At 57.4% G+C, this 21771-nt stretch carries 23 protein-coding genes; 15 read left to right on the top strand and 8 right to left on the bottom strand.

Annotated features, from left to right (window positions below; all coding sequences use genetic code 11):
* The 3 genes from JI62_RS23045 to JI62_RS21615 all read right to left on the bottom strand — a co-directional run.
* A partial coding sequence (locus JI62_RS23045) for a DEAD/DEAH box helicase (RefSeq protein ID WP_346425914.1) occupies window positions 1-924 on the bottom strand: 924 nt, incomplete at its 3' end.
* On the bottom strand, window positions 921-2612 hold the full coding sequence (locus JI62_RS21620) for a VRR-NUC domain-containing protein (protein WP_088702132.1): 1692 nt from the start codon (window positions 2610-2612) through the stop codon (window positions 921-923). The genes JI62_RS23045 and JI62_RS21620, both read right to left, overlap by 4 nt.
* Before the next feature lie 102 nt (window positions 2613-2714).
* Window positions 2715-3626: a helix-turn-helix domain-containing protein gene (locus tag JI62_RS21615; protein ID WP_088702131.1), complete on the bottom strand. Its 912-nt coding sequence runs from the start codon at window positions 3624-3626 to the stop codon at window positions 2715-2717.
* A gap of 346 nt (window positions 3627-3972) precedes the next feature.
* On the opposite strand from JI62_RS21615, the gene JI62_RS21610 reads away from it, so the two are divergent.
* From JI62_RS21610 to JI62_RS21585, 6 genes are all read left to right on the top strand, one after another.
* Window positions 3973-5019: an NAD(P)-dependent alcohol dehydrogenase gene (locus tag JI62_RS21610; RefSeq protein WP_088702130.1), complete on the top strand. Its 1047-nt coding sequence runs from the start codon at window positions 3973-3975 to the stop codon at window positions 5017-5019.
* A gap of 37 nt (window positions 5020-5056) precedes the next feature.
* Window positions 5057-6490: an ABC transporter substrate-binding protein gene (locus JI62_RS21605; RefSeq protein ID WP_088702129.1), complete on the top strand. Its 1434-nt coding sequence runs from the start codon at window positions 5057-5059 to the stop codon at window positions 6488-6490.
* 3 nt (window positions 6491-6493) lie between these two features.
* Window positions 6494-7390: a carbohydrate ABC transporter permease gene (locus tag JI62_RS21600; protein ID WP_240513327.1), complete on the top strand. Its 897-nt coding sequence runs from the start codon at window positions 6494-6496 to the stop codon at window positions 7388-7390.
* The gene (locus JI62_RS21595) at window positions 7387-8217 is read left to right on the top strand and encodes a carbohydrate ABC transporter permease (protein ID WP_088702128.1); all 831 of its coding nucleotides are present in this window, start codon (window positions 7387-7389) and stop codon (window positions 8215-8217) included. The genes JI62_RS21600 and JI62_RS21595 overlap by 4 nt, the downstream gene beginning before the upstream one ends.
* Before the next feature lie 88 nt (window positions 8218-8305).
* Window positions 8306-9070 (top strand): SDR family oxidoreductase, encoded by a 765-nt coding sequence (locus tag JI62_RS21590; protein WP_088702127.1) that lies wholly within the window; start codon window positions 8306-8308, stop codon window positions 9068-9070.
* 39 nt (window positions 9071-9109) lie between these two features.
* The gene (locus JI62_RS21585) at window positions 9110-10240 is read left to right on the top strand and encodes an ABC transporter ATP-binding protein (protein WP_088702126.1); all 1131 of its coding nucleotides are present in this window, start codon (window positions 9110-9112) and stop codon (window positions 10238-10240) included.
* Window positions 10241-10255: 15 nt separating this feature from the next.
* Here the strand turns inward: JI62_RS21585 and JI62_RS21580 are convergent, their stop codons facing one another.
* The 4 genes from JI62_RS21580 to JI62_RS21565 all read right to left on the bottom strand — a co-directional run bounded on the left by JI62_RS21580 (window position 10256) and on the right by JI62_RS21565 (window position 12503).
* Window positions 10256-10591, bottom strand: a complete 336-nt coding sequence (locus JI62_RS21580; RefSeq protein WP_088702125.1) for a hypothetical protein — start codon at window positions 10589-10591, stop codon at window positions 10256-10258.
* A gap of 102 nt (window positions 10592-10693) precedes the next feature.
* A complete protein-coding gene (locus tag JI62_RS21575) occupies window positions 10694-11728 on the bottom strand; it encodes a histone deacetylase family protein (protein WP_088702124.1) in 1035 nt (344 codons plus the stop codon).
* A gap of 9 nt (window positions 11729-11737) precedes the next feature.
* Window positions 11738-12037, bottom strand: a complete 300-nt coding sequence (locus JI62_RS21570; protein ID WP_088702123.1) for a GIY-YIG nuclease family protein — start codon at window positions 12035-12037, stop codon at window positions 11738-11740.
* Window positions 12030-12503, bottom strand: a complete 474-nt coding sequence (locus tag JI62_RS21565) for a YchJ family protein (protein ID WP_088702122.1) — start codon at window positions 12501-12503, stop codon at window positions 12030-12032. Before JI62_RS21565 ends, JI62_RS21570 begins: the two co-directional genes overlap by 8 nt.
* Before the next feature lie 184 nt (window positions 12504-12687).
* Between JI62_RS21565 and JI62_RS21560 the strand changes: the two genes are divergently transcribed.
* Entirely contained in the window at window positions 12688-12999 is a 312-nt protein-coding gene (locus JI62_RS21560) for a hypothetical protein (RefSeq protein WP_022520780.1), read from the top strand.
* A gap of 81 nt (window positions 13000-13080) precedes the next feature.
* Here JI62_RS21560 and argE read toward each other — a convergent pair whose 3' ends face one another.
* Window positions 13081-14244 (bottom strand): acetylornithine deacetylase, encoded by a 1164-nt coding sequence (gene argE, locus JI62_RS21555; RefSeq protein WP_088702121.1) that lies wholly within the window; start codon window positions 14242-14244, stop codon window positions 13081-13083.
* 232 nt (window positions 14245-14476) lie between these two features.
* Here argE and ugpB point away from each other — a divergent pair, with 232 nt between their 5' ends.
* From ugpB to JI62_RS21515, 8 genes are all read left to right on the top strand, one after another.
* Window positions 14477-15802: a sn-glycerol-3-phosphate ABC transporter substrate-binding protein UgpB gene (gene ugpB / locus JI62_RS21550; RefSeq protein ID WP_088702120.1), complete on the top strand. Its 1326-nt coding sequence runs from the start codon at window positions 14477-14479 to the stop codon at window positions 15800-15802.
* An 88-nt stretch (window positions 15803-15890) separates the two neighbouring features.
* Window positions 15891-16775 carry a sn-glycerol-3-phosphate ABC transporter permease UgpA gene (gene ugpA / locus JI62_RS21545; protein ID WP_088702119.1) on the top strand — a complete coding sequence of 295 codons (885 nt, stop codon included), beginning with the start codon at window positions 15891-15893 and terminating at the stop codon, window positions 16773-16775.
* Window positions 16776-16793: 18 nt separating this feature from the next.
* The gene (gene ugpE, locus JI62_RS21540) at window positions 16794-17636 is read left to right on the top strand and encodes a sn-glycerol-3-phosphate ABC transporter permease UgpE (protein ID WP_088702118.1); all 843 of its coding nucleotides are present in this window, start codon (window positions 16794-16796) and stop codon (window positions 17634-17636) included.
* Between the two features lies 1 nt (window position 17637).
* Window positions 17638-18693: a sn-glycerol-3-phosphate import ATP-binding protein UgpC gene (locus tag JI62_RS21535; RefSeq protein ID WP_088702117.1), complete on the top strand. Its 1056-nt coding sequence runs from the start codon at window positions 17638-17640 to the stop codon at window positions 18691-18693.
* A 131-nt stretch (window positions 18694-18824) separates the two neighbouring features.
* Entirely contained in the window at window positions 18825-20066 is a 1242-nt protein-coding gene (locus JI62_RS21530; RefSeq protein WP_088702116.1) for an RNA polymerase sigma factor, read from the top strand.
* A gap of 95 nt (window positions 20067-20161) precedes the next feature.
* Window positions 20162-21007: a YciI family protein gene (locus tag JI62_RS21525; protein WP_088702115.1), complete on the top strand. Its 846-nt coding sequence runs from the start codon at window positions 20162-20164 to the stop codon at window positions 21005-21007.
* Window positions 21004-21393 (top strand): YciI family protein, encoded by a 390-nt coding sequence (locus tag JI62_RS21520; protein WP_088702114.1) that lies wholly within the window; start codon window positions 21004-21006, stop codon window positions 21391-21393. Before JI62_RS21525 ends, JI62_RS21520 begins: the two co-directional genes overlap by 4 nt.
* Window positions 21390-21758: a DUF1428 domain-containing protein gene (locus JI62_RS21515; RefSeq protein WP_088702113.1), complete on the top strand. Its 369-nt coding sequence runs from the start codon at window positions 21390-21392 to the stop codon at window positions 21756-21758. Before JI62_RS21520 ends, JI62_RS21515 begins: the two co-directional genes overlap by 4 nt.
* Window positions 21759-21771: the final 13 nt, after the last annotated feature.

Genomic DNA, 21771 nt, shown 5'->3' with positions numbered 1-21771 from the left:
GGCTTGGCGGGCGGCAGGCAGGCGGTCATAGAAGCCCGCCGCTAACGGGCATGACTCGCCATGACAGGCGCGATCAGGGTATTCGCAGGCCTTCTCTCGCGCGACCAGTTCCAACACGCGAAGCGGCAATGCCTCCTCACCGCCATAAGGGGTACGCAACGTCGCCAGGGCATCCAGCGCCAGCCGGCGACCGGGGGTTTTCATGGTCAGAAAAGCGATCCGATCAAGCCGTTGCCGCGGCATGGCCGAGAGCATGGGAAACAGCGTACCCAGCGTTTTGCCAATCCCGGTGGGCGCCTGAGCGAGCAGGCAGCGTCCTGTGCTGGTGGCTTTATAAACGTCTTCGGCAAGTTCGCGCTGACCGCTGCGAAACGCAGTGTGGGGAAAACGCAGAGAGTGTAGGGCGCTGTCGCGGTGCAGGCGATGCCCGGCCTCCTGCTCCGCCCAGGCGAGAAAGCGCTGGCACTGGTCGGCAAAAAAAACCTCCAGTTCCTCGGCGCTGGCTTCCTGGCTGAGCAAGGTCTCCTTACCGCTGGCGATCTCCAGGTACACCAGCGTCAAGGTGATGTGCTCCAGGCCGCGCTCTTTGCAGAGCAGCGCGCCGTAGACTTTTACCTGTGCCCAGTGGAGCGCGCGCTGGTTATCGGCCATGCGCTCAAGACTGCCGCGGTGGGTTTTGACTTCTTCCAGGCGGTTGGCCGTGGGGTCAAAGCCATCGGCACGCCCCGTCACGGTAAGCCCTGCAAAGCTGCCCGACAACGGTAGTTCTGCAAGATAATCCGCACCGCGTCGGCTAGCCACCAGCGTATGTCCTTGTATACCTTCCTGGGCACTGGGCGCCGGGGTAAAGCGGTGATCGAGGTCACCTTCACGGGCGGTGAATTCGCACAGCGTCCGCACGGCTACGCGATAGGTCGCGCTCATGGCGCTGGCTCGCCGCTATCCGCCCAGCGTACGTAACACACCGCGACGGGCATCTCATGATGATGAAAGAACGCGAGCCAGCGGCGCTGGTTATCCTGCAGTCGGTCACCGGGGCCTTTGACTTCGATCATCCGGTAGCGAGGCTGCCCTTCGGGAGCGTCGGGCATAAACTGAATCAAATCCGGCAGCCCTGCCCGGTTGGCTTTCAAGTCACCCAGCAAGCGTTCGAAACAGGCCCGTAAATGCTCAGCGGGGATACACTCGAGCGCCAGCTCAACCAGCGGCTCATCGACAATTGGCCAGTGTACAAAGGGGGAGGCCAACCCCTGTTTCTCCCGCCAGGTCGTCCGAATCGCTTCATGATAGCTGCCGTCTTCCAAGCACCCCAGACAAGCATCAAAGGCATGACGCCGCCGCGCCACGAAATCGTCGCGATACAAGTCCGCTGGGCCGTTGTGAAAAGGGTGAAAGAAGGCACCTGGCAGCGGGGCGAAAATAGCCGACCAGCAGAGCAATCCAAACAGCCCGGTTAGCAGGCTGTTTTCCACGTAGTAGACCGGTGCCTGGGGCTCGCTAAGTGCTTGAACCACAGCGCGCTCCACGCCTTGTGGCCCGGGCAATACTAAATCCCAACGCTCATGGGCGGGCTCTGACTCACTCGGTACAACCGGCATTTTAAGCCGTCGCTGCAAACGGGGCAGCAGCCTCGCCAGAGCTTGGTGTTCGGTCTCGTTAGGGCGGCTATCCAGCGCCTGGGTCGCCCGTTCCAAAGCCGCTTGATGTTCGCCCAATCGCTCCAACACACGTAGCTGTCGAATGCGCGCTTCGCTACTCTCTGCATCGCCATAGAGTGTCAGCGCAAGCGCCGAGTCACCGCTGCGCTCCGCCTCGCGACCCAGTTGCAGCAGTAACCGAGCGCGCCGCGTGGCCAGCCAGCGGTTGTCCGACGCTGGCGGCAATTCAAGGTAAAGGTCGGCGGGCAGTTCCCCTGTATCAAGGCGTTGGCGCAGGCGGTGGAGTGCTAAATAGGTATCGACCTCCTGGCGCGACTGGAAAGCACGGGAGTGTGGCGTGAATGGCACCACCTCAAAACGCTGCAGACCCAGCTCGGTCAGCACGAACTCGGCCCAGTCCTGGCGCAGGTTGCCAAAGAACATCAGTCGCAGCCGGTCGCAGGTCTCCATGACGGTGAGGCGCACCACGCCATCAGGCGCATTGGGCCACCAGGTCTGCAGCGGTGCAGTGTGTGTCAGTTGGCTTGCCAGGGTGTCGTAGAGCACGGTTTTGGCGCTGGAGGCACTCAGCCCGGCGGCGCGTATATCCGCCGCCAACGCTTGGCGCAGCTCGGCCAGGCGTAGCTGGTTAAACAGCTCATCGACGCTAAGCGCCGGGTCGCTATCGACCCAGCCTAGCGCCATCAAGGGCGCCATCGCAGCGGCGCTGTCACCGACCTCGGCATAACTGAGCTTGCTGAGCCGAAACAGTTCGCCTTTGCGCATCACCATGCGCACCAGCAGTGCTTGGGAGGGCTGCGGCAAGCTTTCAAACTGCTCAAGAAAAGCGAGCTCGTCTGCCGAGAGCAAATCAGCGTGGCGCTCCCCCACCCAGGCCAAAACGAAGCGGAAGTTCGTCAGGTAGTAGAAGGGGTCGTCGAGGGAGGCAGTAGGTGTTGCGAAAGCACTGTTCATTTATCCATTGTAACAGCGTGATCGTTTCGCCGTCATGGAGATTAAGCAGAACTATTTCAGTTGCCAGTCTGCAAGACTTGACTACTCAGACTTAATAACTCGTTACTGTAATTCTTTCGGCACAAGGTCAGCCGTGTTCTGCTGGTACTGCCGTGGCGTCATGCCCTTTAGCTCACGAAAGTGGCGGTTGAAATTGGAGAGGTTGTTATAACCAACCTCGAAACATATATCGGCGATGGACTGCTTACCTTCAAGCAACAGCCGGCAGGCATGACCAATGCGGATCCTCCTGAGAAAAGCAACGAAGGTGTCGCCGGTGGCGTGCTTAAAAAAACGCGAAAAGGTGGAAGGCGTCATGCCGTTATTCTCAGCCAACGTCGCCATGCGCAGCTCTTCGTGAAAGTGGTCGTGAATATAGCGCAGTACGGCATCGACCTGTTCGGTGGAGGCGCCCTTGGCATCCAGGCCGTACCCACGACCGGCCAGGGTATGGTACTCGCTCTGCGAGAGGCAGCGCAGAATGGTCAACATGGTCAGTAGCCTACCGGCATTGTCCTGCTCGCCCATCCTGACCAGCAGCTCGGCACAGCGTGCCGCTTCTTCGCCCTTGAACTCCACTCCCAAGGCCGAGTCCTCGATGAGCGTCGACAGGCAGTTGAGCTCCGGGCAGAGCGCCATCATGTGTTCCAGCCACTCGCCCTTGAACTGGAGGACGACGTCACGCCCCTTGATCACCGGTTGCGAGTCATCGAGCTCGCTAAACCAGGCGTGCGGAATATTCGGCCCCACCAGCACTAAATTACCGGGTTCGAAGCGGCCAATATAATCCCCTACAAAATAATGCCCTGCCGAATAACGGATGAGATGTAACTCGTATTCGGGATGGTAATTCCAGCGGGCAATAGGGGCGGGGAAATCATGGCAATGCCAGTAGAAACTGAATTTCGGATCCTGACTGATGCACTCGAAAACAGGCGCACCAAGAGGCGTATCGTTGAGATGCGAAGTAATCATAGTTTATCAGTGCCTCTTTCAGCTATCAGCGATGCTTGGATAAGACGCTCATGCCTGATCTCTTACTATCCTGAATTAAAGTGAGCCGTTGGCCTTTTATACTTTGGTCACAAAAAGTCTTGCGTCTTTCCCAAAGCACCTCCCAAGCATTATGGAAAGTGCCATTTAAAACAGACCATTACCTACCACGCTGAGAAATTCTGCAAAAAAGTATCATTGCCAAGCAAATTATAGCCTAGCGGTTTTTTCCACATGGCGCGTAGATTTGTTTTAAGCCTGAAGCGAGGTTAACTAGACCAAAAAAGGCCAGTTCTCGCCCCTTTAAATACAATCCGAGAATAGCGTCATGAAAGCAAAAGCTCTGGTGCTGGAGAAGAAGCGCGAACTGTCGTTACGAGAGATCGAGCTCCCCGATCAACTCGGCCCAAATGACGTTCGCGTGCGCATCCATACCGTCGGCATCTGCGGTAGCGACGTGCATTACTATACTCACGGCCAGATCGGCCCCTTTGTTGTCCGTGAGCCAATGGTACTCGGCCATGAAGCATCCGGTGTAGTGACTGACGTCGGCCGAAACGTAAGCCATCTTCAGGTGGGCGATCGGGTGTGCATGGAGCCTGGTATACCCAACCCCAGCTCACGCGCCGCCAAACTGGGCGTCTACAACGTTGACCCGAGCGTAAGATTTTGGGCCACGCCCCCCGTGCACGGTTGTCTGACGCCCGAAGTCATTCACCCTGCAGCATTCACCTTCGCACTCCCCGATTCGGTGTCCTTTGCCGAAGGCGCCATGATTGAGCCGTTCGCGATCGGCATGCAAGCGGTCGTTAAGGCGCACATGCAACCGGGCGACGTCTGCGTCGTGACCGGTGCCGGGCCGATTGGCCTGATGGTCGCCCTAGCCGCGCTTGCGGGCGGCGCCAGCGAGGTGCTGGTCTCCGATTTGGTTGAGGAAAAGCTGGCGATCGCGGCCCGCTACAATGGCATCACACCGGTCAACGTTTCACGGGAATCCCTGCGAGAAGCCGTCGACAGGCGTTGTGGCCACGACTGGGGCGCCGATGTGGTGTTTGAGGCCAGCGGCAGCCCTCGCGTTTACGACGACGTTCTGGCCTGCGCCCGCCCTGCCGGCACGATCGTGCTGGTTGGTATGCCTGTCGAACCGGTCACCTTCGATATCGTGTCGGCGCAAGCCAAGGAACTGCACATTGAGACCGTGTTCCGCTACGCCAACGTTTACGACCGGGCGATCGACCTGATCGCTTCGGGGAAGGTAGACCTCAAGCCACTGATTACCGAGACCTTTGATTTCGAACACAGTATCGATGCGTTTGAGCGCGCCGCAAGCGCACGACCCAATGATGTCAAGCTGCAGATCACGCTTGATACCTGACCCCCGCTAGACCTGAACCCAAGAGAGGAAAACAAAAATGACCCAGTTCAAGCGCCGCGACATATTAAAGGGAATGGGTGGGCTCGCCGGCTTATCGTTGATGGGCGCAGGCCCACTGCGCACGGCCCTGGCCCAAGGTATGGCCAGCGATGAGGCCTGGAAGCAAGCCAGTGGCACCACCATTCAATTCATCTCCGAGAACACTCCACCGACCACCGCCATCGCCGCCAACCTAGCGTCTTTCCAGGAACTCACCGGCATCACTGTCAACATCACCGAAATGCAGTTGGGAGCCTTGGTACAGAAAGTTGCGTTGGACTTCGGCGCTGGGCGCAGCGCCTTCGATGTGATCTATGCTGATCCTTACCAAGTACTCGCGCCCTATCATCGAGGCCTAGTGGATCTCAATACCTTCATCAACGACGATCAGCAGCTGGTCGTGCCCCAGGGCATCGAGGACTTCATCCCTTCGCAACTGGCCGCCGCGGGCCGTTTCAAAGACAGTGAAAGCCTGTACACCCTGCCCTACGACTGCCCGACGATGATCTGGATCTACCGGCGTGACCTGTTCGAAAAATACCACGACCAGATGCAACAGGATCTCGGCTTCGATCCGACTCCGTCGGACAATACCACCTGGGAGCAGTACTACCAGATCGCCGCATGGTTTAGCCAAGGCAACGCCAGCGAGGTTCAATATGGCACCGGTCATCAGGCTCAGCAGTACGATTCGCTGATGTGCGACTTCTCCAATGTACTGTTCGCCTACGGCGGCGACTACTTCGCCAACGGCCAGCAAATCGGTCTCCTCGGCATCGATTCCCCTGGCGCCTGCCAACTGACCAGCGAAGCCTCGCTAGAAGCTGCGCGCTTCTATCAGAAGCTGCTCAAGGTCGCCCACCCCGGCAGTACCAGTTGGGATTGGACTGGTGTTGCAAACGCCTTCCAGAATGGCGAATTCGCGATGATGCCAGAGTGGCACGAGTTTGCCGGCTCGCTGGAAAGCTCTCAGCTACAAGGCAAAATCGGCTACGCCCCGCTGCCCAAGGGGCCAGCACGAAGCGCCAATTTGTGGGGAGGCACCGGAATCGGCATTAACGCCAACGCCTCGGCCGAAAAGCAGAAGGCGGCCTGGCTATTCCTGGTCTGGGCAACCTCACCACAAACACAACTAATGGGGCTGAGAAGCGAGGTCGGTGGCGGCACACCGACACGCCAATCGGTTTACGACATGCCTGAGGTCAGGGCCGCCAGCACCCCACCCACCGACATGCCCAACATGCTCACGGCGGACACCATGCTGACCGCCTGGCAGGACGATCATATTGGTCTGAGACCCAAGATCGCCCAATGGAACGAGGTCGACACGGTCATCTTCACCGAGCTTTCCAAGATGCTGGCGGGGCAGATGTCCCCCGAAGAAACCATGCAGAGCGCCAAGCAGCGCATTGATCGTATCGTGGGGGCATAACCCATGGCGCTGATGACCGGAAAAACTTCGGCGCAGCGACAGGGATTTGAGCTGGCGATGATGTCGCCAGCACTCTTTCTACTCGCCCTGATTACGCTGGTTCCGTTCTTCTCAATTATCTGGATGAGCTTCAATGATGTCAGCCTGATGGGCGGTCTGGCCTTCGAGTTCTCGGGCCTCGACAACTGGCAGCGGGTGTTCACGGATCCGGACATCCGCTCCAGTTGGCTGATCAGCCTGGTCTATTTCCTGGCCACGGTGGGCCTGGAAATGGTCATCGGCACCGTGATGGCGCTGCTGGTTTACAGCCTAACGCGGGGCAGCAACATCATCATCTCGCTGTTACTGATCCCCATGTTCATCGCCCCAGTAATCGTCGGGCTGCTCGGGCGTTTCATGCTCGACCCCAGCCATGGCCTGTATGCCTGGCTGCTCAATGAAAGCGGTCTATTCGACGGCAACATCCTGGGCAGTGTCGGCTCTGCGATGGTTGCAGTCATCCTCATGGATGTCTGGGAATGGACGCCGCTGGTCGCGCTGATCGTCCTGGCGGGGCTTGCTTCAGTACCCGAAGACACCCTGGAAGCGGCCGAGATGGACGGCGCCAAGTACGGGCAGAAACTGCTCTATATTATCCTGCCGTCGATCTCCAATATCCTGCTGGTGGCACTGCTCATCCGCGCCATGGACGCGATTCGCTTCTTCGCGATCATCTTCATCACCACCAACGGCGGGCCCGCGGATTCCACCAAGATCATCCCCATTAGGCTCTACGACATCGCCTTTCGTTTTTTTGATCTGGGCTATGCCGCCGCCGTGGGCATCACCATGCTGGTGTTCTCGATCATGGTGGCTACAGCGTTTACGAAACTGCTCAAACGCCAGGAGACGAGTTCATGAATACCTCCAAACGCTGGCTGCCCCACACGTTCAAAATCGCTCTGTTAACGCTCCTGCTGTTATGGACGCTGATACCGATTATCTGGATGGTGCTGTCCTCTTTCAAGTCGAACGACATCATCACCGCCGGTACGCCGCGAGTCTTCTTTACCCCTATCCTAGAGCATTACACCTCGTTGTTCAGCAGCGGCAACAGCCTCTGGCCTTACCTGCTCAACAGCCTGTTCATCGCCGGGGTCTCGACGCTGATCGCCGTAGTGCTCGGCTGTATGGCCGGCTTCGGGCTGTCGCGGATTAGAATCAAGGGCAAGCAGCACCTGGCCTTCTGGATCATCAGCACCCGTATGGCGCCGATCGCCGCAGTTATCGTGCCGCTATACCTCCTGTTCCGTTACCTCTACCTGCTCGACACTCACGCCGGCCTGATCGTCGCCTACCTGAGTTTCAACCTGCCGTTCGCCATCTGGCTGATGACCGCATTCTTCGACGACCTGCCACCTGACCTGGAGGAAGCGGCGATGATCGACGGTGCCACCAAGCTCCAGGCATTCCGCTACGTCGTACTGCCGCTGATGACCCCTGGGCTGGTGACCACCGCCATCCTGTGCTTCATTTTCGCCTGGAACGATTACGCCTTCGCCCAGACCTTTTCCGGGCCCAACACGCAGACCATTCCCATTGCCGCGGCGCAGTTGCTGACCCAGACCGGCATCGACTGGGGCAAGCTACTGGCAATCGGAACGATCGTAGTCTGCCCAATGGCGATCGCCGGGCTGCTGGTCAAGCGCTGGCTGGTCAAGGGGCTGACCCTGGGCGCCGTGAAATGACCCCTACCCTACAACAGCGACCATGGAGCCACGGCCTTAGAACCCTGGATTCAGGAACAACGGCTCTATAATAAACAGGGAGATAACTATGAATGTGATGTCACAGTTCGATCTGAGTGGCAAGGTCGCCATTGTCACCGGCGGCAACGGAGGGCTCGGAGAGGCATTCGCCCATGCGCTGGCCGAGGCCGGCGCCCAGGTCGCTATCGCCGCCCGGGGGCACGCGCGAAGCCTGGAAGTGGTCAAGGCGCTGCAGGACGCTGGACATTGCGCCATAGCGGTGGAAGTCGACATTACCCAGCCCGAAGCGGCAGACACCCTGCTCGACGAGGTCGAGGCCGCCCTCGGCCCGGTCGATATTTTCCTCAACAACGCCGGCGCCTGCCATCACGCGCCGGCGCTGGATGTCACTCCGGAGCAATGGCGAGACATCTTCGACATCAACGTCCACGGACTCTGGTACTGCGCCCAGGCCGCCGGACGGCGGATGCAGTCACGCGGCGGCGTGATCATCAATATTGGTTCGATCTCGGCGATGATCGTCAACCGCCCGCAGATGCAGCCCGCCTACAACGCCTCCAAGGCCGCGGTGCATCAATTGACCAAGTCGCTAGCCGCGGAATGGGCCCCCTACGGCATTCGCGTCAACGCGCTGGCTCCCGGCTACGTCAAGACCAGCATGGCGCCAGTCGACGACCCCAGGTTCAAGCCACGCTGGATCGACGACGCGCCCATGCAACGCGCCGCCACTCCCAAAGAACTCGGCCCCACCATCGTCTACATGGCCAGTAATGCATCGAGTTTCATGACCGGCTCCATCGTCGTGGTGGATGGCGGCTACACCCTCTGGTAACCACAATTCGAGTCACCGCCCGACCCGCAAGGAACCGACATGGCAACGCTACAACTCAACAATATCGTCAAGGACTTCGGCGGCACCCAAGTCATCAAGGGGGTCGATCTAGAGGTCAAAGACCGCGAATTCGTGGTTTTCGTCGGGCCTTCAGGCTGCGGCAAGTCGACCCTGATGCGCATGATCGCCGGGCTCGAGAGTGCCACCAGCGGCGACATCTTGATCGACGGTGAGCGCATCAACGACGTTGGCCCGGCCGACCGCGGCCTGGCGATGGTCTTCCAGAGCTACGCGCTTTATCCGCATATGAGCGTCGAGGACAACATGGGCTTTAGCATGCGTCTTGCTAAGGTGCCTACGGCCGAGCGCCGCGAGAAGGTTCTCGCTGCCGCGCGCATCCTGCAGCTCGAAGAGCTTCTCGACCGCAAGCCCCGTGCGCTGTCTGGCGGCCAGCGCCAGCGAGTGGCGATCGGCCGGGCAATCGTGCGGAATCCAAGTATCTTCCTATTCGACGAGCCGCTATCGAATCTCGACGCAGCGTTGCGCGTACAGATGCGCATCGAGCTGGCGCGGCTGCACGAGGAACTCGACGCGACAATGATCTACGTCACCCACGACCAGATTGAGGCCATGACCATGGCCGACAAGATCGTCGTGCTGCAGGGCGGCGTGGTAGAGCAGATCGGTTCGCCAATGGCGCTCTACCACCACCCTGCCAACCTCTTCGTGGCAGGTTTCATTGGTTCGCCAAAGATGAACTTTCTGGATGTCGAGATCCGCAGGGCTGACGCTGAGGGAGTCGACGTGGTGCTGCCCGGCGGCGATTGTCGGGTTCCTGTCGAAGGCGATGGTGTCAGTATCGGTGACAAGCTGACACTGGGCATCCGCCCAGAGCACCTCAAGCTAGATGATCAAGGGGCGTTGACAGGTAAAATTTTGGTCATTGAGCGCCTTGGCGGAACCACCTCGCTGTATCTAGAGAAAGGCGACAGCCAATGGATATTGGTAGCCGACGGCGATGTCACCAGTCGGGTGCACGATCAAATACGCTTTTCCTTCGATCCGGCGTGTGCGCACCTTCTCAAAGGGAACGGCGATGCGTTGCCCCACCGACACCGCCACCCATTGGCCGACATTGACCGTAAGGAAAACGGTGGATTGTCCGTCTGAAGATTTCTGCTGGCCCTAACCCACCCGATGCTGCTTAAGCACGGCAAGACTTCGCTCCTCTTCGCTTTGCGGCTGGGAAGGTGCTTGACGGGTGCCGACCAGCACGTACCACTCGGCCTCTGAAAGGTAGGTTTGGCACCAGCGGCCCAGGTCGGCGGCGCTCTCTTCGCGACTAGAGTCGCCGCAGCGATAGTCGTTCGCCAAATGAAGGAGATCTTGACGGGCGGTACGCGCACGGGCGTTGCCACCGTGTACTTTTACCAGCGGGCAGCGTCGGTCATAGGCGGCGTTGGTTAACGCATTAAGCCAACGCTCCAATTCATGTGCCTGAATTCCACCATACACTGCCACGCTTGAGCTCCCTGCCCCGTTGAAAGGGCAATAGCCTGCCCGATTTAGGGGCCGCTGTCACTGTTAACCTTTACCCTTGTTTAGATGCAGTTCAAGACCTTTTTATAGCGCTTGTTCAAAACCTTGTAACACGTTGACTACATTGACACCTATTTCATCTACAGCATAGCCCCCTTCCATCAGAAATACGCTGGGTAGGCCTGCTTGAGCCAGACGCTCACCTAACGCTGTGAAATCTGCGCTGGTAAAGGTGAAGGCACTTATCGGGTCACCTTCGAAGATATCGACCCCTAGCGATACGATCAGGCATTCACACTCCGCGGCTTTAATTTGCGCCAAGGCTTGTTCAAGTGTGGCCATCCACGTGGTAACGCTGGTGCCCGGCGGCAACGGGTAATTGACGTTAAAGCCCTCGCCTTGCCCTTCGCCGTTTTCATCAGCGTAGCCCAAATAGTAAGGAAAGGTAACTTCGGGGTCGCCGTGCAGCGAGATAAACAGCACGTCGTCACGCTGGTAGAAAATCTGCTGGGTGCCATTGCCGTGGTGAAAATCGACGTCAAGAATGGCGACCCGGCGTTTGCCTGCATCCAGCGCTCGCTGGGCGGCAATGGCGGCATTGTTAAAGAAGCAGTAACCGCCAAACTGATCAAACGCGGCGTGGTGGCCTGGCGGCCGGCATAAACCAAAACTGGGTTCGCCGGTTTGTAACGTATGCTCTACCGCGCCTAACGCCACGTCTTTGCTCGCCATGGCGGCTTCAAAGGTACCTTCTGAGATCGACGTTTCCGCCGCCAAGGCGTAGTAGCCTAGCTGACCGCTAACGGATCGCGGAATGCGGTCACCACGCATGGTTCGTGCGGGCCAAATATTGGGAATGGCCTCACCTTTATGCCCAGACGCCTGCCACTCTTGCCAACAGTTGGCTAGAAACGTCACGTACTCTTTGTCGTGCACCGCCAACACCGGTGCTAACCCATAAGCGCTGGGGGTACGAATATCGCCAAGCCCGGACTGGCGAAGATGCTTAAGCACTAGATCCAGCCGCTCAGGACACTCAAACGGGGTTACCAACGCGCCGTCATGCAACTCCGTGCGCGCTTGGCGTAAACGGCTATCCTCTGAATAAAACGTCAGCATGTGGGCTCCTTAATCGGCATCGAACTGAACAGGCCACTGCTTGGCCCAGCGGCGCTTTTGACTTGGCGTTTGTTGCTTTAACTGATATTCAGCCCGGCTTGCGGCCGCGCGGTCATTAAACGGTTCGGCCCCCAACAGCGCAACGGGAGGGTTGGCACGGGTGTAGCGCGCTCCTTTACCCGTGCAGTGCGCCTGGTAGCGCTTCATCAGGTTGTTGGTAATCCCCGTATAGGTGCCGCGCTGGCACTCCAACAAATAGAGATACCATTGCGGTTCGGCTTTGTGAGGCTGAACGATGCCACTATTCACCGCAACATACCTTTAATTTGCGCCCGCTACCACATAAGCACGGGTCGTTTCGGCGTGGCTTTAAGCGGGTAAGCGTGGGTGTTCCGTCTATATACCACCAGCGCTGCTGCTCGTTAACGAAGCGGGAGACCTCTTCTAATACATGCCACCCTTTTTGCACTCGCCCCCTTTCATAAAAACAGGCACGAAAATGCACGTAACCGATATTCTCGATCGGCGGTTCTGCCGAGATGATGGATAGCGACTTCCACTCAGCGTCAGGATCCGGCGCAAGCTCTGCAGGGCGGGTAGAGGGATGCCATGTCGCCAACAGGTAGTCGCTAAGCCCTAGCACAAAAGCCGCATAACGAGAGCGCATCAATGCTTCAGGCGTGGGAGCAGGCTCGCCTTGATGATAACGGCCACAGCACTTATCAAGCGTTAAAGAGCTACCACAGGGGCAACTTGGATCAGTTGTGGAGGTCATAGAAAAGCTCGTTAGTCACATCATTTATAGCCTAACCGATACGCCCTATGCGCGTCGCCCGACGTGTATGACTATTGTTCGATATTTATGCTGCGTTAGGTATATAGTGGTGGGGCAATACATTCAGACGATGGGGTACGAAACACGATCGATCATTCTTTCCAAAATTTTTGGAGGTTCTCCTATGAAGGTCTTTAAACCGGAATGGCAGTGCACGTTTAGCGTAAACGAAGGCGCGGAAGAATCAGCAACTTGGAAAGAGAAAATCGCGTGGCGACTCAGGGGAGTTGCGGATCGGTTGGAAGGTGGCGGGCGCACGGTAAAAATCGATTACCGCGTGACGCCAGCAGTTAGCCAACAGGAAGTCGATACTTGCTTAGGCAAGGGCTTCGAAGTAACTCAACGCCTGCTAACGCAGTTAGCCCAACAGCAGGCGTGCGAAGATGTGATGCGCCATGCCAAAGCTGAGCTGTTCGAACAACATCCTCAGCACTGAAAAAGCGACATGGTATGAAAGCACTACAAAAAATCCCACCCCATTAACCGGGTGGGATTTTTTTGGGCGGTTATTAGCTAGTTAGGCAGTCTTCTCTAACGCTTTGCCCATCTTCATTAGAAACTCTTCGCACGCTTCAAGCTGCTCACTATCGATATATTCATCGGGCTGATGCGCCTGGGCGATGCTGCCAGGACCAAGAATTATTGTTTGCAAGCCCTGGCCCTGGAACTGCCCCGCTTCCGTGGCGTAAGCCACCGCGTGGTCGCAGCAGCCTGCGGGCAAATGATCTTTGGCTAAGCGAAGCACCTGGTCGTTTTCACGATCGGCCAAGCCCGGTACTGTCACGTTTAGCGGCTCTGTGGTGATTTCAACGTGCTTGCCTTTGTCCTGCAGCTCAGCGCTTAGCTGGGCGCAATAGGCCTCAAAGCGCGCATATATTTCGTCGAAGGTGTCCGTGGGCAGATGGCGAATCTCCCACTCAAACTGACACTCCCGCGCCATGATATTGATCGCCGTACCGCCTTTTATTTTGCCAACGTGCAGGCTGGTATGCGGCACGTTAAAGGCCTCATCGACGCGCCCCTCTTCCACCAACGCCGCCATGGTGTCCTCAATAAAAGTGACTAGCCTTGCCGCTACGTGGATGGCTGAGGTGCCTTGATTGACCTGGCTGCTGTGAGCTTCCTGACCAATCACCGTGGTGCGTAGATTGGTCGCCCCTTTTTGTGCCACCACAGGCTGCATGCTGGTGGGCTCGCCGACAATCACATGGGCGGTGGTGGAGTAGTGCTCGTAAAAGCGCTTAATGAGGCTTGGCGCGCCCACGCAGCCGATCTCTTCGTCATAAGAGAAACCCAGATAAACAGGCTGCTGCAAAGGCGCTTCAACCCACTTGGGCACCATGGCCAATACGCAGGCAATAAAGCCTTTCATATCGCAGGTACCGCGCCCGTATAAGCGGCCATCGCCACCATCGCGCAGGGCAAAAGGATCGCTCGACCAGGGCTGGCCCGCCACCGGCACCACATCGGTATGCCCGGAAAGCATCACCCCGCCCGGCGCCGCTGGGCCAACTCTTGCGATCAGGTTGGCTTTGGTACCGCAGGGGCTCATCACCCGCTCGGCGCTGACGCCGTATTCGGCCAAGTAGCCTTCCACATACTCAATCAGCGCTAGATTGGATTCACTGGAAGTAGTATCGAATGACACCAGCTTCGTCAGTAACGTGATCACGTCAGTCATGCGGCTCTCGTTAGTTGAACTCTTCATATCACCCTACTTTATACCACCCTATCATCGCCCTCCTCCTTTTCCTACTCAGTGGGCCTGCTGGCGGAGAAATGCTGACTGTCACGGCAGGTTCATCGTGCATTCACTAAAACGTCATCTACACTTCTTAATGTTCAATGCATCCAAAAATCTCAACAAACGCATTGCACGCCTGACTAAGCTCAGGCCCACAAGGAGCTTCTTTATGTCTCGTTTTACACTGCACGCGCTTGCCGTAGGGGTGGCGACGGCCAGCCTAAGCCTGTCTGCTCAGGCGGCAACAGAGATTAGCTGGTGGCACGCCATGGGCGGCCAACTGGGCGAAATTCTCGAAGAGATGACCGAAGAGTTTAACGCTTCACAGGACGACTACCACGTCACACCCAGCTACCGCGGCACTTATACCGAAACGATGACAGGCGCAATCGCTGCCTTCCGCGCCAATGAGCAGCCGCATATTCTGCAGGTGTTTGAAGTCGGCACCGGTACCATGATGAACGCCAAAGGCGCCATCTACCCAGTGTACGAGTTGATGGAAGCGCATGGTCGCGCTTTCGATAACGAAGCTTTTCTGCCCGCCGTCGTGGGTTATTACACTGATACCAACGGCAATATGCTGTCGTTCCCGTTCAACTCCTCTACGCCCATCATGTATTACAACCGCGACATGTTTGAGGAAGCGGGCCTGGATCCCGAGCAGCCCCCCGAAACATGGGAAGAAGTGGCCGATTTTTCACGCCAAATCGTCGAATCAGGTGCGGCCCGCTGTGGCTTTACCACCTCTTGGCCTAGCTGGGTGATGCTGGAAAACTTCTCCGCTTGGCATAACGTGCCGCTAGGTACGCTGGAAAACGGCTTTGGCGGTATGGAAACCGAGTTTACCTTCAACAATGAGCTAGTCGCTCGCCACTGGGACAACCTCCACGACTGGCAGGAAGAGGGTGTCTTCAAATGGGGTGGCCCCGGTTCTGGCCCCGACTCTGAGCCGATGTTCTACTCCCAGGACTGCGCGATTTTCTTCGGCTCTTCTGCTTCACGTGCGGATGTCGCCGCCAATTCAGAATTTGAAGTGGGCTTTGGCATGCAGCCCTACTACGACGACGTAGACGGCGCACCGCAAAACTCGATTATCGGTGGCGCCACCCTGTGGGCACTGCAGGGCCATAGCGACGAAGAGTACGAAGCCGTTGCAGCGTTCTTTGAGTACCTCTCTCAGCCCGAAGTACAGGCACAGTGGCACCAGCAAACCGGCTACCTGCCCATCACTCAGGCCGCTTGGGATCTGAGCAAAGAGCAGGGCTACTACGATGAGAACCCCGGTGCGGATATTTCGTTGAAGCAGATGACCCTCAACGAGCCGACCGAGAACTCCAAAGGCCTACGCTTTGGTAACTTCGTGCAGATTCGCGACATCATCTCCGAAGAGATGGAAGCGGTGATGACCGGCGATAAATCGGGTCAAGAAGCAGCAGATGACGCAGTGGAACGCGGCAATGATCTGCTCCGTGACTTTGAAGCTGCCAACCAGTAAATAAGCACTTACTTCGCCGCTCACCCTAAGGTGGGCGGCGATTTTGTTTATTGATGCTTATATTTACTAACCATTTGCAGAGCTGCCCATGCAAACCAAACGCATGACCTACCCTGGTCGCTTTTTGCCCTACGCGCTGCTGGCGCCCCAGGTGATTGTGACACTGATTTTCTTTATCTGGCCTGCAGGCCAGGCGCTGTATCAGTCGCTGTTGCGCGAAGATGCCTTTGGCCTTAAAACGACGTTTGTAGGCCTCGAGAACTTTGCTCGCCTGTTCCGCGACGGTAGCTATCTCAACTCTCTGTCGGTCACCGCGGTATTCGCCATCGGTACCACACTGCTGTCAATGACGGTGGCACTTTTAATGGCCAGCACCGTCAATCGAATGATTCGCTCACGCAGTACCTATACCACGCTGCTGGTGTGGCCCTACGCCATTGCCCCCGCGCTTGCGGGCGTGTTGTGGTGGTTTATCTTCAACCCCTCCATCGGCATTGTGCCCTATATGCTGGAAATGGTGGGTTACCGGTGGAACCACCGTAACTCCGGCAGTGATGCCATGCTGCTGGTGATTTTTGCCGCCGCCTGGAAGCAAATCTCCTATAACTTTTTGTTTTTCCTGGCGGGCTTACAGTCCATTCCGCAATCGCTGATTGAAGCCGCCTCTATCGATGGCGCCAGCCCGACGAAGCGCTTTTGGACGATTATTTTCCCGCTGCTCACGCCGACCACTTTCTTCTTGCTAGTGGTTAACGTGGTGTATGCCATGTTCGACACCTTCGCGATCATCCACGCCACCACCGCAGGAGGCCCGGCCCAGGCCACTAACATACTGGTTTACAAAGTTTATGCCGACGGTTTTGTCGGGCTAAACCTTGGCTCGTCTGCGGCTCAGTCGGTGATTCTGATGGTGATTGTGGTGGCCTTAACGATGATTCAATTCCGCTTTATTGAGCGCCGAGTCAATTACTAAGCCTTAGGGAGAACGTTAATGGTTGAAAACCGCCCTTGGGCAAACCTCATAGCCCATATTGTTTTGATCTCTGGTGTCGCGCTGGTGGCTTTTCCGGTGTATGTCGCGATTGTCGCCTCTACCCACTCTCTGTCGGGTTTACTGCAGGGCACGCTGCCACTGCTGCCCGGCGGTCATGGGATCGAAAACTACACACGCATGTGGCAGTCCGGCGTCTCTAATGCCGGCGCACCGCCCGCCGCCCAAATGCTCTGGAACAGCTTTATCATGGCCATGGCGATCACCGTGGGTAAGCTGTCTATCTCCCTGCTTTCCGCCTTTGCCATCGTCTACTTCCGTTTCCGCTTTCGGATGTTCTTTTTCTGGATCATTTTCGTCACGTTGATGCTGCCGGTAGAAGTGCGCATCATTCCGACGTTTCAGGTGGCTGCGGATCTTAAAATGCTCAATAGCTTTGCCGGGCTGTCGATTCCGCTGATCGCCTCGGCCACCGCGACCTTTCTGTTTCGCCAGTTTTTCATGACCATTCCCGAAGAGATGCTCGAAGCCGCCCGGGTCGATGGCGCCGGGCCGCTGAAGTTTTTTAAAGACATACTGATGCCGCTGTCGGTAACCAATATCGCCGCGCTGTTTGTGATCATGTTTATCTACGGCTGGAACCAGTATCTCTGGCCGTTAATTATTACTACCGACCCTGATTACTACACCATCGTGATGGGCATTCAGCGCATGACTTCGGAAGAGAACCCCCAGTGGCAACTCGTCATGGCGGCAGTGGTGATGGCAGCGCTGCCGCCGGTTTTAGTGATTCTGTTTATGCAACGCCTATTTGTGAAAGGCCTGACCGAGACGGAGAAATAAGATGGCCAGCATTACCTTGGAAGGGCTAAAGAAAACCTACAGCGGCGATGTTCACGCCGTCAAAGGCATCGACTTACAGATTGAAGACGGCGAGTTTGTGGTGCTGGTCGGTCCTTCCGGCTGCGGCAAATCCACCCTGCTGCGCATGGTGGCGGGGCTTGAAACCATTACCGAGGGCACGCTCAAGATTGGCGACCGGGTGGTCAATAAGCTGGAGCCCGCCGAGCGCGATATCGCCATGGTGTTCCAGAACTACGCGCTCTACCCGCATATGACGGTGTACAACAACCTGGCCTATGGCCTAAAGAACCGCGGCTTCAAAAAAGACGACATCGAAAAGCGCGTACGTATTGCCGCCAAAATGCTCGAGATCGAAGAGTTTCTGGAGCGCAAACCACGCAAACTCTCCGGCGGCCAGCGCCAGCGGGTGGCCATGGGCCGTGCCCTGGTGCGCGAACCGGCGGCGTTTCTGTTCGACGAGCCGCTCTCCAACCTGGATGCCAAGCTGCGGGTGCAGATGCGGGTGGAGATCAAGCAGCTACAGCGGCGGCTGAAAACCACCAGCCTGTATGTGACCCACGACCAGCTGGAAGCCATGACACTGGGCGACCGCTTGGTGGTACTGAACGCCGGACAGATCGAGCAGGTGGGCACCCCGATGGAGATCTACGCCCGCCCCGCGTCCATGTTTGTGGCTGGGTTTATTGGCTCCCCCGCCATGAACATGCTGCCTGTGGATTACTTGAACGAACAAGGCGCCAACGGTCTACTGGATAACCTGCCTGACGGCACCGATACCGTCGGCATTCGACCGGATGATATGCATCTAGCGACACCCGCAGCCCCCCATCTAATTGTTGACTCTACGCTGGCGCTGTTTGAGGCCGCCGGAGCCGAAAGCCACCTGTACGTGACCCTCGCCGATAGCGACCAGCCCACGGTGATTCGCGTTTCGGGGCAGCCGCCGGTTGCCGAAGGCGAAACCCTGCGGTTTTTTGTGACCCGCGACGCTCTGCATCCTTTCAATAGCACCACGGGTAAACGCACAGGGGATTGAGCGCCTGCTCCAAAAAAACAAGACAATAAAATCAAGTCAACGGAGAAACCATGCGCTACGTTTGAGATAGCGAGCATGACGCATTTCTGCGCCTTCAGCCCTTTCTCCGAGTCGCGTACGGATCTCCCTTGATGAGTACTGAATCTTTATACGTTGATGGCCTGTATCGTGATCACTCCCGGCGCGTTCAGGCGACGCTGATCCGCCTGCTGGGGAATTTTGAGCTAGCCGAAGAAGCCATGCAGGATGCCTTTGTGGCAGCTGTTCAGCAGTGGCCGGTTAGCGGCCAACCTGACAACCCCACCGCATGGCTGATTCGCACCGGCTACCACTGCGGAATAGACCAAATTCGCCAGCGCAGTACGGCACGCCGCAGGGCTCACTTACTGTTACCCACAGAGCTGCCTTCAGAAGAGACGTTGGATCTTGAGCCAACGACTATCGAAGACGACGCCTTGCGGCTGCTATTCACCTGCTGCCACCCAAGCTTGAGCATGGAAGCACGGACTGCCCTGACGCTTCGCGAGATGTGCGGTTTGACCACCGAGCAGGTTGCCAGTGCGCTACTGATGAAGCCTACGACGCTGGCACAACGTATCGTGCGCGCCAAACGCAAAATTCGCGATGCGCATATCCCTTATGCCGTGCCAACCCAAAAGGAACTGCCCGAACGCTTGCCGGATGTACTCCAGGTGATCTATCTGGTCTTCAATGAAGGCTACTCACGTAGCACGGGCGCCAGCGTGGTCGATATCAGCCTGACCCAAGAAGCCATGCGGCTGGGCAATGAGCTGGCACGGTTACTACCCCAGGGTGAGGTATTTGGGCTGATGGCCTTGATGCTGCTTAACGATGCCCGACGGGATGCGCGCCAGGATAACGACGGAGAACTGGTAACCCTGGATGCTCAAGACAGACGCCTATGGCGCCAAAAGGATATCCAAACCGGCATTGCATGGCTGGAACAGGCGCTGGCGCTCACCCCCGCCGGGTACTACACCCTTCAAGCCTCGATTGCCGCCGTACACGCCCAGGCTAGCCGTGCCGAGCTGACTGATTGGGGGCGCATCGTCAGGCTCTACGATGCGCTCTGCCGACGCTTTCCATCCCCCATCCTGACGCTGAATCGTGCAGTCGCCATTGCCATGAACGGTGCCCCCGACACCGGCCTGACGTTACTCGACGACATCGCCCATCACCCGCAAATCAGCAACTATCATCTGTTTTATGCCGCTAAAGCGGATTTACTGCGCCGCCAAGGCCAGCATGAGGCCGCGCGCAATGCCTATCACCAGGCGCTGCAATTGGCCACCCTGACGCCCGAAAAACGCTTTTTGAGCAGGCGACTGGCAGAACTCGAAAATTTCCCATAAAAAAATGCTTAGGCTATGTCGATTCAAGACGATGCCAAACGACTAGAGAGAGTCACTATCCTGACTACCCAGCCTGACTACCCAGGAGGCTCTCAATGAAATTTATGCTGATACGCCGCGCCGACGCCAGCACTGAAAATGGCGCCATGCCATCTCAGGAAATGCTTGCCGACATGGCCGCTTATAACCAGCGAATGATCGAGGCAGGCGTGTTTTTGAGCGGCGATGGCTTACATCCGACCAGCGAGGGGTGCCTGATCCGTTTCGAAAAGGGTGAGCCCACCATCATCCCCGGGCCGCTCTCTCCAGCCAGTGAGCGTATTGCCGGTTACAGCGTGTTGGAGGCATCTTCCCTGCAGGCGGCCATTGAGTGGGCCCAGCAGTGGCCCACCCAGGATGCCGATGGCAACGTGACCCTAGAGCTACGGCGTTACTTCTCACTGGAGGATTTCGAGCCCGGCGCTGGAATTGAGCAGCACCGTAATCTTGCTCGTGTCCCTGATGCCATGAACGTGCACGTTGCCTTTCCCGGCACCTGCCGGGAGGCCATGCAGTTCTATGCCGACGTGACCGGCGGGCAGTTGGAGTGCCTGTTGACCTACGCTGAAACACCCGCCGCTGAACACTCACCGACGGCACTCCATGATCGCATTATTCATGCCTCGTTAAACCTGCGCGGACGCCGCTTGATGGGCGCCGATATGGCCGCTGACTGCTATACACCACCCCAAGGGGTAGAGGTTCAATTGGAGTATCAGGATACCGAGCAGGCCGCACGAACCTTTGCTCAACTAGCAGAGGGTGGAAGGATCATCATGCCGTTCGAAGCGACCTTCTGGTCACCAGGATTCGGCATGACGGTAGATCGTTTTGGCGTCGGCTGGATGGTCAACGTTGCGTCAGGCAACTGCCCCTTGGCCACAGAAGGAGACTCCCCATGAAGTACGTTGCGCTGGTGTATTACCAGGAACAGATTATCAACGCCATGAGCGAACAGGCGTGGCACGACCTCAACCAGGAATGCATTGCTGGGGTTGAGCGCCTGAGCGCCAGCGGCCACTACCTGGGTGGCCAGCCATTACAACCGACGGAGACCGCCACCACCGTACGCGTACGCGATGGTGAGACGTTAATCTCCGATGGCCCCTTCGCAGAAACCAAAGAGCAACTGGCGGGCTTCTATCTGCTTGAAGCCCACGACTTGAATGAGGCGCTGCAGCTGGCTAGCCGTATCCCACCCGCCCGGCTGGGTAGCATTGAAGTTCGCCCCGTTCGAGAACTCCCTCCTAAAGCAGAACCCCAAACAGAATCTGGAGAACAGCCATGAGCAAGCTTACCCACCCTTATGTCGATGGGTTCGTCGCTGCCGTGCCCACCGCTAATAAAGCGGAATTTATTGAGCATGCCCGCGCCGCAGCCGTTGTTTTCAAGGAGCACGGCGCACTGCGCATCGTGGAGTGCTGGGGAGACGACGTCCCCGAAGGAGAAGTGACCTCCTTCACCATGGCGGTCAAGCGCAGGGATGACGAAAGCATCATCTTTTCCTGGATAGAGTGGCCATCCCGCGCCGTGCGCGACGAGGGGATGTCCAAAGTCATGGAGGATCCGCGTTTGCAGATGGACGTTAACCCGATGCCGTTTGATGGCAAGCGGCTCATCTTTGGGGGCTTTGAAAGCATCATTGATGAGTAAGCGCTATTTGTGG

The sequence above is a fragment of the Halomonas campaniensis genome (assembly GCF_002211105.1).
Lineage (GTDB): Bacteria > Pseudomonadota > Gammaproteobacteria > Pseudomonadales > Halomonadaceae > Vreelandella > Vreelandella campaniensis_A.
Note: the sequence above shows the minus strand (reverse complement) of the source record. Positions and strands in the feature narration are given on the sequence as shown.

Excerpts from the sequence above, each read along its gene's own strand:
- JI62_RS21530 (WP_088702116.1), top strand. The coding sequence starts at position 18,825 with ATGAGTACTGAATCTTTATACGTTGATGGCCTGTATCGTGATCACTCC.
- JI62_RS21600 (WP_240513327.1), top strand. The coding sequence starts at position 6,494 with ATGGCGCTGATGACCGGAAAAACTTCGGCGCAGCGACAGGGATTTGAG.
- JI62_RS21575 (WP_088702124.1), bottom strand. The coding sequence starts at position 11,728 with ATGCTGACGTTTTATTCAGAGGATAGCCGTTTACGCCAAGCGCGCACG.
- JI62_RS21615 (WP_088702131.1), bottom strand. The coding sequence starts at position 3,626 with ATGATTACTTCGCATCTCAACGATACGCCTCTTGGTGCGCCTGTTTTC.
- JI62_RS21520 (WP_088702114.1), top strand. The coding sequence starts at position 21,004 with ATGAAGTACGTTGCGCTGGTGTATTACCAGGAACAGATTATCAACGCC.
- JI62_RS21590 (WP_088702127.1), top strand. The coding sequence starts at position 8,306 with ATGAATGTGATGTCACAGTTCGATCTGAGTGGCAAGGTCGCCATTGTC.
- ugpB (WP_088702120.1), top strand. The coding sequence starts at position 14,477 with ATGTCTCGTTTTACACTGCACGCGCTTGCCGTAGGGGTGGCGACGGCC.
- JI62_RS21525 (WP_088702115.1), top strand. The coding sequence starts at position 20,162 with ATGAAATTTATGCTGATACGCCGCGCCGACGCCAGCACTGAAAATGGC.
- JI62_RS21595 (WP_088702128.1), top strand. The coding sequence starts at position 7,387 with ATGAATACCTCCAAACGCTGGCTGCCCCACACGTTCAAAATCGCTCTG.
- JI62_RS21610 (WP_088702130.1), top strand. The coding sequence starts at position 3,973 with ATGAAAGCAAAAGCTCTGGTGCTGGAGAAGAAGCGCGAACTGTCGTTA.
- ugpE (WP_088702118.1), top strand. The coding sequence starts at position 16,794 with ATGGTTGAAAACCGCCCTTGGGCAAACCTCATAGCCCATATTGTTTTG.
- JI62_RS21585 (WP_088702126.1), top strand. The coding sequence starts at position 9,110 with ATGGCAACGCTACAACTCAACAATATCGTCAAGGACTTCGGCGGCACC.
- JI62_RS21605 (WP_088702129.1), top strand. The coding sequence starts at position 5,057 with ATGACCCAGTTCAAGCGCCGCGACATATTAAAGGGAATGGGTGGGCTC.
- ugpA (WP_088702119.1), top strand. The coding sequence starts at position 15,891 with ATGCAAACCAAACGCATGACCTACCCTGGTCGCTTTTTGCCCTACGCG.
- argE (WP_088702121.1), bottom strand. The coding sequence starts at position 14,244 with ATGACTGACGTGATCACGTTACTGACGAAGCTGGTGTCATTCGATACT.
- JI62_RS21535 (WP_088702117.1), top strand. The coding sequence starts at position 17,638 with ATGGCCAGCATTACCTTGGAAGGGCTAAAGAAAACCTACAGCGGCGAT.
- JI62_RS21560 (WP_022520780.1), top strand. The coding sequence starts at position 12,688 with ATGAAGGTCTTTAAACCGGAATGGCAGTGCACGTTTAGCGTAAACGAA.
- JI62_RS21620 (WP_088702132.1), bottom strand. The coding sequence starts at position 2,612 with ATGAACAGTGCTTTCGCAACACCTACTGCCTCCCTCGACGACCCCTTC.
- JI62_RS21515 (WP_088702113.1), top strand. The coding sequence starts at position 21,390 with ATGAGCAAGCTTACCCACCCTTATGTCGATGGGTTCGTCGCTGCCGTG.
- JI62_RS21565 (WP_088702122.1), bottom strand. The coding sequence starts at position 12,503 with ATGACCTCCACAACTGATCCAAGTTGCCCCTGTGGTAGCTCTTTAACG.